Origin of the sequence: Vibrio sp. OPT46 (genome assembly GCF_015163535.1) — a bacterium.
In the GTDB taxonomy this organism is placed as follows: domain Bacteria; phylum Pseudomonadota; class Gammaproteobacteria; order Enterobacterales; family Vibrionaceae; genus Vibrio; species Vibrio alginolyticus.
Genome location: NZ_JADDYG010000714.1, coordinates 1 through 443 on the forward strand (window position 1 = coordinate 1; position 443 = coordinate 443).

The following is a 443-nucleotide window of genomic DNA, read 5'->3' on the forward strand; positions in this document are numbered from 1 at the left end:
TACGCAAAAGGCGGTCAAATGTGGTACTCGACGGATTACAACGTTGCGGGCTTCCAAGGCAACAAAGATGATGAAGGTGTATTCGCTGGTGCCGGTGTTGGTTTTAAAGTTACTGATAACTTCTTAGTTAACGCAGAATATATGTGGTACGACGTAGAACTCAATGCGGAGAATGTCGCAAACGGTGCAAACACGGAAACAGACTTTAACCAAGCATCACTAGGTGTAGAGTATCGCTTCTAATATAGTTAGCCGTGCTGAACTCAATAAAAGTGCGAAGCAAAATAGCTTCGCACTTTTATTATTTATGATTCAAATAATTTAAGACCGATGAAGCGTATATATAAAACGATGGCTAATTTATTTTGTTGTTACTCCAGGGTATATAATACGTTACTAGCATGACTGTCTAGCCTTTTACTAACCTTGAAAAACAAAGATTT

1 protein-coding gene is annotated in these 443 nt (G+C 38.6%); it reads left to right on the top strand.

Going from position 1 to position 443, the window contains the following annotated elements:
* On the top strand, positions 1-243 hold a 243-nt coding region (locus IQR33_RS25675; protein WP_193844179.1), incomplete at its 5' end, for an outer membrane protein.
* Positions 244-443 lie beyond the last annotated feature (200 nt).